General features: G+C 40.2%; 10 protein-coding genes and 1 pseudogene. 7 read left to right on the top strand and 4 right to left on the bottom strand.

Going from position 1 to position 9610, the window contains the following annotated elements:
* The coding region (locus IQ224_RS02500) for a transposase (protein ID WP_130757148.1) at positions 1 to 223 on the bottom strand (223 nt) is incomplete at its 3' end.
* Between the two features lie 355 nt (positions 224 to 578).
* Between IQ224_RS02500 and IQ224_RS02495 the strand changes: the two genes are divergently transcribed.
* Entirely contained in the window at positions 579 to 1505 is a 927-nt protein-coding gene (locus tag IQ224_RS02495; RefSeq protein WP_002736498.1) for a class I SAM-dependent methyltransferase, read from the top strand.
* Between the two features lie 14 nt (positions 1506 to 1519).
* Positions 1520 to 2173 (top strand): HupE/UreJ family protein, encoded by a 654-nt coding sequence (locus IQ224_RS02490; RefSeq protein ID WP_194032485.1) that lies wholly within the window; start codon positions 1520 to 1522, stop codon positions 2171 to 2173.
* 131 nt (positions 2174 to 2304) lie between these two features.
* Here IQ224_RS02490 and IQ224_RS02485 read toward each other — a convergent pair.
* A pseudogene (locus tag IQ224_RS02485) lies at positions 2305 to 3310 on the bottom strand (helix-turn-helix domain-containing protein).
* Between the two features lie 200 nt (positions 3311 to 3510).
* Here IQ224_RS02485 and IQ224_RS02480 point away from each other — a divergent pair.
* From IQ224_RS02480 to IQ224_RS02465, 4 genes are all read left to right on the top strand, one after another.
* Entirely contained in the window at positions 3511 to 4008 is a 498-nt protein-coding gene (locus IQ224_RS02480) for a hypothetical protein (RefSeq protein ID WP_194032484.1), read from the top strand.
* Between the two features lie 183 nt (positions 4009 to 4191).
* The gene (locus IQ224_RS02475; RefSeq protein ID WP_194032483.1) at positions 4192 to 4332 is read left to right on the top strand and encodes a hypothetical protein; all 141 of its coding nucleotides are present in this window, start codon (positions 4192 to 4194) and stop codon (positions 4330 to 4332) included.
* A 79-nt stretch (positions 4333 to 4411) separates the two neighbouring features.
* Entirely contained in the window at positions 4412 to 5026 is a 615-nt protein-coding gene (locus tag IQ224_RS02470) for a Uma2 family endonuclease (protein WP_002744674.1), read from the top strand.
* Between the two features lie 203 nt (positions 5027 to 5229).
* Positions 5230 to 7980, top strand: a complete 2751-nt coding sequence (locus IQ224_RS02465) for a glycerol-3-phosphate acyltransferase (RefSeq protein ID WP_002744675.1) — start codon at positions 5230 to 5232, stop codon at positions 7978 to 7980.
* A gap of 117 nt (positions 7981 to 8097) precedes the next feature.
* On the opposite strand, the gene IQ224_RS24835 is transcribed toward IQ224_RS02465, so the two are convergent.
* Entirely contained in the window at positions 8098 to 8283 is a 186-nt protein-coding gene (locus IQ224_RS24835; protein ID WP_002744676.1) for a hypothetical protein, read from the bottom strand.
* A gap of 303 nt (positions 8284 to 8586) precedes the next feature.
* Positions 8587 to 9282, bottom strand: a complete 696-nt coding sequence (locus IQ224_RS02460) for a response regulator transcription factor (protein ID WP_002737332.1) — start codon at positions 9280 to 9282, stop codon at positions 8587 to 8589.
* 118 nt (positions 9283 to 9400) lie between these two features.
* On the opposite strand from IQ224_RS02460, the gene IQ224_RS24500 reads away from it, so the two are divergent.
* Complete coding sequence (locus IQ224_RS24500; RefSeq protein WP_255527397.1) at positions 9401 to 9535, top strand: hypothetical protein; 135 nt, start codon at positions 9401 to 9403, stop codon at positions 9533 to 9535.
* Positions 9536 to 9610: the final 75 nt, after the last annotated feature.

Raw genomic sequence — 9610 nt, 5'->3', positions numbered from 1 at the left:
CTACTGTACTTTTAGCTTGGGCGGCAATTATATCTGAGGGGTGAAAATAGGGGGAATTCCAAAAGTCGTAGGTGGCACTCGCTGCGGCTAGATTTCCCGAAGCTTGTGGCACACTTGTACTAGGTTGGCTGGCCAAGTTTTCTACGATACTGATTAACCTTTTCTTTCTTCTGGTGTCCCCTAGGTCTGCATATTGTAATTCTTGGGCTGCCCATTTCTCCATTTTTTTGCTTACCTCCACCTTAATTCCTTCTTTCAAAACTATACCTATCAATCGTTTCCCCTTTTTTTAAGTTTCTTCTCTTTTTGTTAAGAAAGATCTGACTAATGGATAGCTTAATAAGGGGGGCATCTGAAAGTTTTCAACACCTACCTACTTAAAAATTGGCAAGATGGGGGTTAGGGAGCTTTTTGCTTTTATCAGTCAACAGTTATCAGATGTGAGTTTTCAGTGAGTGGTATTAACTGAGTAGTATTAAATGGCGGTGACAGTGCTGTTTTTTCACTGATTACTGATTACTGATGACTGATCACTGTTATAAGATGAGAAAGGGAAAATTTACGATCGAAGCTTTTCTATGACAGTTACACCCGTTCCGGCCTCCTTTAATCCTGTTTCTGGTCTAGTTAACCGTATTCTCGGCATAAAACCGCTTTTTGACATCGCTCGCTATCAGGCCCGCAATATGATGATTAAAAGAGCCGAAAAACTAGGCGTACCTTGGCGAGAAACCGTCAAACAATGGCAGCAACGGGATTGGAGTCAGGAACTGCAAGCGGTAGAAAATCCCGATCTCGTCTATCCCGAATACTACGTTTGTTCTTTCCACGCTTACGAAAAGGGCAATTTAGACTGGTTGCCAGCTTTTGAGGTAGAATCTGCCGCCTATGCTGTCCATTCTACCATCTGGCCCGGGGCGGGGATGGACGGCGACCCGCGATTGCGGCGGGAATATCACCGGATATTAAAGGAGCAAATCAAGGCAAAAATTAACGATATTGTCGATTTAGGCTGTAGTGTCGGCATGAGTAGCTTCGCGCTGCAAGATACTTATCCGCAAGCGCGGGTAACTGGGTTGGATCTCTCTCCCTACTATTTAGCAGTTGCTCAATACCAGGCTCAACAAAAACAAAAGACGATTCAATGGCAACACGCGGCTGCGGAAAAAACTCAATTACCCAGTCAGTCCTACGATCTGGTATCTTCGTTTTTAATGTTTCACGAACTACCCCAACAGGCTACTAGAGAAATTTTCGCCGAAGCGCGTCGTTTATTGCGATCGGGGGGTTATTTGACGCTGATGGATATGAATCCGCGCTCGGAAATTTATCGAAAAATGCCCCCTTATGTCCTAACCTTACTCAAGAGTACCGAACCCTATCTCGATCAATATTTTACTCTCGATATCGAACAGGCATTAGTTGAAGCGGGGTTTCAAGCACCGATCATTACCCCCACCAGTCCCCGACACCGGGCGATTGTGGCGCGGGTTTCCGAATCATAATTTTGAGGTAATCAATGAAGATAATTTTTCGTCAAAGCTGGACAAGGATATTAACTATTGTCCCTCTCTTCCTGTTAATTTTTGCCAGCAAAACCCTTGCCCATCATGCCACGGGAGGGCAAACTCCCGATAATTTTTGGAACGGATTTTTATCGGGTTTAGCTCACCCAGTTATCGGTTTAGATCATTTAGCTTTTGTGGTGGCTAGTGGTTTAATTGCTGTGGGGATGGAACAGGGTTTATTAATTCCGATCGCTTTTGCGATTGCCACTTTAATCGGGACGGGTATTCATTTACAGGGAATAAATTTACTTTTTCCTGAAGGGATTGTTGCTCTTTCTGTGGTGCTTTTTGGCGTGATTTTAACCCTGAAAAAAGGTTTACAAAATCATTCTAATCTCTATACGATCGCTCTGGCAACTTTGGCAATGATCGCGGGAATTTTCCACGGTTATGCCTACGGAGAATCAATTATCGGGGCGCGAGTTGCCGCTTTAGTTGCCTATTTAATTGGTTTTACCGTGATGCAATTAGCGATCGCATCTGGTGCTTTTTTCCTTGGCACTGTCATCAAGGAAAAATTAGCCCAGCAAGCGACTCTAATTAGTAAGTTCATCGGATTGGCAATTATGGCGATCGGTACAACTTTTTTAGTGGGAATTAAGTAAATTAATCTCGATGGGGCTAATTATTAATGGCTCTCTTGAGGTTATGGAATCGAAGAAAGGGCGTACATATACGCCCCTACCAAACAAGTACGGGAAAGGCACTAATCCTAATTCCTATGCCTACTATTTTTTTAGGTTTCAGAGGGGAAGTAACCAAACAGTTTTTTATAATCAGAGGCCAGATATCCTCGATGAAAAAAACCTAATTCTTCGGCAATTTCATAAGTTAATTTTGTCTGATTATTATTTTGGTTAAGAGATTGATGTAAAGCATTAAGACGAAGCAATTTAAAATAATTGTAAGGCGACATTTGATAGAAGTCCTTAAATATATATTCTAAGGTACGTTGACTTACTTCTAAGTCTTGACAAATAGCTGGAATAGTCAGATCAGAACGCAGATTTTTTCTCATCATTTCTTCAGCTTTTTTGAGGATAGAGGTGCGTCTGATAGTATTTTTAGGGGTTTTAATATCTTTGGTTACTGCTAAAGTCAAAAGAAAATCTTTGACAATTTTTTCTAATTTTTGCCTGACAAAATTCAATCTTAATACTTTTCTTTGCCCAGATATTTGTTGACGATCTAAATTAAATAGCATTTGATAAAGTTGATGACAATATTGTTGGAGATGACGAATTTTTTCCGATGGGCAAATCACAATAGAAGAATCGGAAGAATTTAAAAAATTTTTCCGATTCTGGTAGCTCTAAAGTTTGGCACAATTTCTGAAGATAATCATCATCAACGTAAAGCTGAAAACGATTGGAAAAAGGATGTTGAAAAACGGAAATTTCTGATTTAGGGGGGACAATTCCCAGATAGTTATTTTCCAATGAGTACAAATTTTGGAAGAAGACAGAATTCACCTGAACAGGAATCGCAAAAACCCACATTTTAGAATGGACTACTCCCGCAACATTCGTTAAACAATTACGTTGGGATAACTCTAGCATCACTTCATCGATGATGATCCTTGAAAGATACCCTTCAAAATGATCGCCACTGAGTTGTACAGCATCTAAATCGACAAATTCTCGATTCTGAAAATAACGAGAAAAGTTGCAAAAATATTCACTTTTAAAGGTTAATTCCTGAGAATTAATTAAAATATTGGTTTTACTGTCAAAAATAAACATCTATGTATAACTCCTTAGTTATTGAGTAAAATTAAACTTTTTTGCCCATCAATTTAAAAACTTGCGTTTTTTGGATCGTTTTAGCATAGACGACTGAGTAGTATGAGTTACAGCAGAGTTGATTGGTTAATTTTGTCCATCAGTGTCATCCAGGTTAAATCTCTCACTTTTTCCCGTTATCGATTACCAAGTAAATGTCGATGGTTAAACAATATATGCCATTTAAAGATTGCTCTGGGGTATTGGGTGCAGAAATTCCTCAATTACGTCCCCCGGCATTTTCTGATGACCAAAAATATAACACATTTAGCTATACCTATTATCCAGGGGGATTGGAAATTTCCGATAGCTATATCTATTATCCAGGGGGATTGGAAATTTCCGATAGCTATATCTATTATCCAGGAGAATCAGAAATTTCCGAAGCCCTTGCCAGAGAAATCACTATGTTCGCCGTTCCCCCGACAAATTATCTAGGGGGATTGGAAATTTCCGATAGTTATATCTATTATCCAGGAGGATCAGAAATTTCCGAAGCTGTTGCTGGGGAAATCTCTATGTTCGCCGTTCCCTCGAAAAATTATCCAGAGGGATTGGAAATTTCCGAAGCTGTTGTTCCTAATATTAGCACTCGTTTCTATGCGATCGAAGCAATCATAGCATTTTTCATCAGAATGAGGCATGGGCAAGGGGCTTAAACCCTTTGTTGGCAAAACTTGTCGATACCTCAGTAACGTGAAAAGCGCTATAACTATACATCTAAGCCGCCGACATCGTCTTCATCATCAGGAGGGGCTGTAACATTCAGCGTTAATCAAGGAGACCCGATCATAAACTTACTAGGCGGATCCGATGGTAAAAATTTTTATGAGGGTGTAATATTGCCAAATGGAGATATTAAAACTAACTGGCAACTGACTCCTTTTATGAACCTCGCCGTCGTTACCAATTATATTTTTGGTTTCGTCCTCATCGTTTTTGGCAGTGATAGTGCGATCGCAGATTGTGTAGAGAGTTTGTAGGGTGGGCAATGCCCACCCTACATTCAAGGTAAAATAGAGCCAAGGAAGTTAGTAGAGAGAGAAAGCTATTTTGCCAGCTATGAGCCAAACCCTACCTAAAACTGTTAATTTCGAGGAATTCGTCCCTTGGCTGCCTGAAAATTCTGAAGTACGTTATGAGCTACACAATGGAAATATTATTGAAATGGCACAACCCGCAGGAGAACACGAGGAAATCAAAGGATTTTTAACTGTTAAACTCAGTGGAATAATTGATAGACTGGGGCTTCCTTATTTAATTCCTAACCAAGCGATTGTCAGACCTGCTGGTAAAAACTCTGGTTATTTTCCTGATGTATTAGTGCTAAATCGAACCAAGCTCGCTCAGGAAAAATTATGGAAAAAAGAATCAATCCTTAGTGAGGGTGCATCTATCCCTCTGATCATTGAAGTGGTATCGACTAACTGGCGTGATGATTACTACTTAAAATTTGCTGATTATGAAGAAATGGGTATTCCCGAATATTGGATTGTCGATTATGCAGCCTTGGGTGGGCGTAATTTTCTTGGCACTCCTAAACAACCGACCATCTCTGTTTGTCGCTTAGTTGAGGAAGAATATCAAATTCGGCAATTTCGAGACAGTGATCGCCTAATTTCCCAGACTTTCACGGAATTAAATCTCACTGTCAATCAGATTTTCTTAAGTCTTTAGGGTGTGTATCGTCCACCTTACTCTTTTCGCTTTTTTCTTCAGTTTGAGGGGTTGATTTTGCCGCTTAAAATCCGCAATTATTGCCTTTATTTGCTCCATCTGCTTGAGTTTTAAGCCATTAATCTCAATTTATTTTATCGCTTTCGTGTTCATGTTCTCAAGGTCGTTACTAAGACAAGATCGTAAACTAAGACGCATTTAAAATGACAGAAATTTGGGGATCTCTATTTATTTTTTTAGTCTGTCCTATAATCGGGGGATTGCCTCTGATCGATTGGATAAATTATCTCGTAACTGGACGTAAATTATCCCAATTAGGTACTGGTAATATCGGTGTAACTGCCGCTTTTTACCATGGGGGTAAATTGGTGGGAATTTTGGCGGTAATTTCGGAAGCAGCCAAGGGAATTATCGTTATTTTCCTAACCCGTTTATTTTTTTCCACCGGCTCCACGTGGGAATTATTAGCTTTAATTGCCTTAGTCATGGGGCGCTATTGGTTAGGAAAAGGTGCAGGAACTACTAATGTTTTCTGGGGATTAATTGTTCACGATTTTGTCGCTGTTTTTCTCACCTTAATCATTAGTGGGATTAGCTTTACTGTCTTTCGAGAAAAATCTACGGGTAGATTGGTAGGATTATTTTTATTAGCTTTAATTCTCACCTTGCGTCGTCCCCACGATTCAGGTTATATTATAACTGCCATTGCTTTAGCCTGTTTATTAGGGGCAATTTTTCAAAAAATCCCCGACGATTTAGACTTACCTGAAGCAAATGTTAACAATGAATCAAAAACTATGTTTCGTTTTTTTCGTGGAGATCGATCAATCCAAACTCTTGATGACAATCTAGCAGCTTCAAAAGTGGGACAAAAGTCCGCCACTTTAGCCGATCTTAAGCGTGCCGGTTATCCCATTCCTAGGGGGTGGATTTTACCACCAGGAGATGATCCACAACCGTTAATAGAATCTCTTCATCCTGATATTAATCATCCCTTAGTCGTCCGCTCTTCCGCTATTGGAGAAGATAGTGAAACCGCTTCATCTGCCGGACAATATACTACAATTCTTAACATTGTCGATCAAGAAAATTTAGCGGCGGCGATTTTAACTTGCCAAACCTCCTATAATAGTCCTAATGCTGTTAATTATCGACTCGATCGAGGTCAAGAAAACACGGCCATGGCTGTGTTAATTCAAGAACAAATTCGAGGAGTTTTTTCGGGGGTTGCCTTCAGTCGTGATCCGATTAATCCTCTCAGTTTAGATGTGGTTATTGAAGCTTTACCCGGAGATGCCACCAGAGTTGTATCGGGAAGAATCACCCCCGAAAGTTATCGAGTTAATTTAGAAGAAAATATCATCATCGGAGAGGGAGATATTCCCCCAGCTATTATTCAACAGGTAGCCAATCTTTGTCGGCAATTAGAAACCCTTGATCATGGCATTCCTCAAGATATAGAATGGACTCATGACGGACAAAAATTATGGTTATTACAGTGCCGTCCTATCACTAATTTACAGCCAATTTGGACAAGAAAAATCGCAGCTGAAGTTATCCCCGGAGTGATTCGTTCTTTGCCTTGGTCGATTAATCGTCCTTTAACCTGTGGAGTTTGGGGAGATATTTTCCAGTTAGTTTTAGACAAAAAAGCTCTCGATTTGGACTTCAATGAAACAGCGACTTTACACTATCAAAGAGCCTATTTTAATGCTTCTTTATTAGGCACAATTTTCCGTCGCATGGGATTACCTCCAGAAAGCTTAGAATTCCTAACCAAAGGAGCAAAGTTTACCAAACCACCGTTAACGGCAACCTTGGCTAATTCCCCTGGTTTATTAAAACTTTTAGGACGGGAATTACAGTTAGAAAAAGACTTTAGCCAAGATCAAAAAAACTATTTTATCCCAACGCTCGAAAAAATTAACGCTACTTCCCTAGAAGCTTTATCTTCAGGGGAGATTTTAGAGCAAATTGAGGAGATTTTAACCGTCTTAAAAAAAGCCACCTATTATAGTATTCTTGCCCCCCTTAGCTTCGCTTTGCGTCGCAGTATCTCGCGAGTACCTTTTGAGAAATTGGATAACTCTCAAGCACCAGAAATAGCCTCAATGCGATCGCTGTCTGAACTGAGAAAAAATACGCTCGATCGAGATTTTGACTCAGCTTTTTCCCTCTGGTTAGAAACCTACGGTTATTTAAGCGAAGTGGGAACCGATATTTCGATACCGAGATGGCGAGAAAATCCCCAAGAGCTGCTACAACTACCCTTAGATAGTCCGGGCAATAATAGCCATAAAAAAGTTAAATCTTCCCATACTGTCCAAAAAAGATTAAATATCAAAAACCAAGTGACTGAAATTTACTCCCGTCTTTTAGCTCACCTACGCTGGCATTTTCTCGCTTTGGAAACCCTCTGGTTACAGCAACAAATATTATCAGAGACGGGAGATATATTTTATCTAAACTACTCAGAAGTTACCCAGTTAGGTCAGAATAATACAATCGCCAATCTTAACCAGATTATTCGTCAGCGTCGCCAACAATTCCAAGAAAACTCTCAATTAAACGATATTCCCTATATCGTCTATGGACAACCCCCGAAAAAAGAATTTTTAGTCTCAAATTTAACTGCCAAAAAACGCTTACAGGGAATTGCCGCTAGTGGGGGGACAGTGGAGGGACGAGTCAAAATTATGCCAACCCTACAAAATCTAGAAATTGCCCCTGATACTATTCTCGTTATTCCCTATACTGACTCAGGATGGTCCCCTTTATTGTCCCAGGCTGTGGGCATTATTGCCGAGGTGGGGGGACAATTATCCCATGGTGCTATCATTGCCAGAGAATACGGAATTCCGGCGGTTATGGATGTGCATAATGCCATGAAATTGTTAAAAGATGGTCAATTAATTCGTCTCGATGGCAGTCAAGGAATTATTGAAATTCTCTAGGCATTAGGGGACAGGGTGTTCCCTATCTAATAAGTAGTCATGCAAAATAAATTTCCTAGTGAAGATAGGCAAAAGGCAAAGGGCAAGAGCTTTATCAAAATGTGTAATTAATTTTGCTTAGGTACTTACCAAATCCTCTTTAAAAGGTATAGGAGAGCAGGGAGCGCCGGAGTTAGGAGAAGGGAGAAAAAAGCTATCTCCTGTCTCCTGTCTCCTGACTTCTAACCCAATGTTGGTCAAAGATAAGCAAAAATTATCTATTGACTCCAAAAACTTGAGAATATTTAAATTAATATTTCGCAATATTTACAAATTCTTAAGAATTAATTGAGAAAGATTTTTATTTAACAACGATGTTCCAATGGTTACAGCGATTTGATATAATTTAATAATCGGGTATTCTATACTTTTTTGGGCAGCAAAGGTTGAAACCCTTGCCACACCTAGAAGATAATCCCAATTAAGACAGGTAAATGAGTCAATTTCACCCACAACGATGATCTTTTTTTTGTGTAGTTTTATTGCAAAAAAAAAGTTTTTTTGACAAAAAGCACAAAGTATGATATACCACCAATGGATTTCTAGCCGCAAACAGTAGCTGCTATATTAACTGGTTAAACCGTGTTTTAGGGCAAAACGTACCAATTCCGTGCGACTATTAGTACCAGTCTTGCTAAATAAGCGACTGACGTATTTTTCTACGTTCCTAACGCTGGTTTCTAGACGACTGGCAATTTCTTTATTCATCAATCCCTCCGCTACTAAATCTAAAACACTTTGTTCCCGGGGGGTCAGATCAACTTTAATCGGGGGGGGAGTGGTAGTAAAAGTGTTCTGTTGTCCCACCTGCTGTTTTAATTCCCGGATATCTCGGGCAATTTCTTCTAATCTAGCGTTTTCGCTGGTGGCTTGCAGGGATTGACGACGGCGCTCGATTAAAGACTTGATTAATGCTTCTAATTCTTCGGGATCGAAAGGCTTGGATAAATAAGCATCACAACCAGCATTATAACCCTGAATGCGATCGCTGGTCATACCCCTTGCAGTGAGAAAAACCACGGGAATTGTCTGAAAACGAGCATCTTCGCGCAATTTCTTCAGAAACTGATAGCCATCCACCTGCGGCATCATAATATCGGAAATAACTAATTCCGGAATTTCTTGATTGAGTAAATCCCAGGCTTCGTTAGCATTACTAGCAGTTCTTACCTCGAATTCATCCCCGTACTGTAGATATGCTTGCACAGATTCACGAACCCCCGGTTCGTCATCCACTAACAAAACTTTCGCAGGTGTGTCCATCAATTTCTCGCAGCGATCGAATATTGTCCGAATCCTATCTTATCAGCTAAGGAGATAGGAGTCAGTAGTCAGGAGATAGGAGCCGGTCGTCAGGAGTCAGGAGATAGGAGTCAGGAGATTGCTTTTATTTATTCTCCCCTCTCCACACCCTACACCCCACACCCTACACCCCACACCCTACACCCTACACCCTACACCCTACACCCTACACCCCACTTTCCAGATCATCCTCAAGATAGTGACGGTGAGTTAAACTAGCAGATAGAACCAAAAAGTTACAAAAATCACACAATAATTTTACAATCCTTTCACCATTCTTAACAAATCC

Origin of the sequence: Microcystis sp. LEGE 00066 (assembly GCF_015207925.1) — a bacterium.
Taxonomy (GTDB): domain Bacteria; phylum Cyanobacteriota; class Cyanobacteriia; order Cyanobacteriales; family Microcystaceae; genus Microcystis; species Microcystis ichthyoblabe_A.
Note: the sequence above shows the minus strand (reverse complement) of the source record. Positions and strands in the feature narration are given on the sequence as shown.

Bases quoted from the DNA above. Each gene is read 5' to 3' on its own strand.
- IQ224_RS02490 (WP_194032485.1), top strand. From the start codon at position 1,520: ATGAAGATAATTTTTCGTCAAAGCTGGACAAGGATATTAACTATTGTC.
- IQ224_RS02465 (WP_002744675.1), top strand. From the start codon at position 5,230: ATGACAGAAATTTGGGGATCTCTATTTATTTTTTTAGTCTGTCCTATA.
- IQ224_RS02460 (WP_002737332.1), bottom strand. From the start codon at position 9,282: ATGGACACACCTGCGAAAGTTTTGTTAGTGGATGACGAACCGGGGGTT.
- IQ224_RS02480 (WP_194032484.1), top strand. From the start codon at position 3,511: ATGGTTAAACAATATATGCCATTTAAAGATTGCTCTGGGGTATTGGGT.
- IQ224_RS02470 (WP_002744674.1), top strand. From the start codon at position 4,412: ATGAGCCAAACCCTACCTAAAACTGTTAATTTCGAGGAATTCGTCCCT.
- IQ224_RS02495 (WP_002736498.1), top strand. From the start codon at position 579: ATGACAGTTACACCCGTTCCGGCCTCCTTTAATCCTGTTTCTGGTCTA.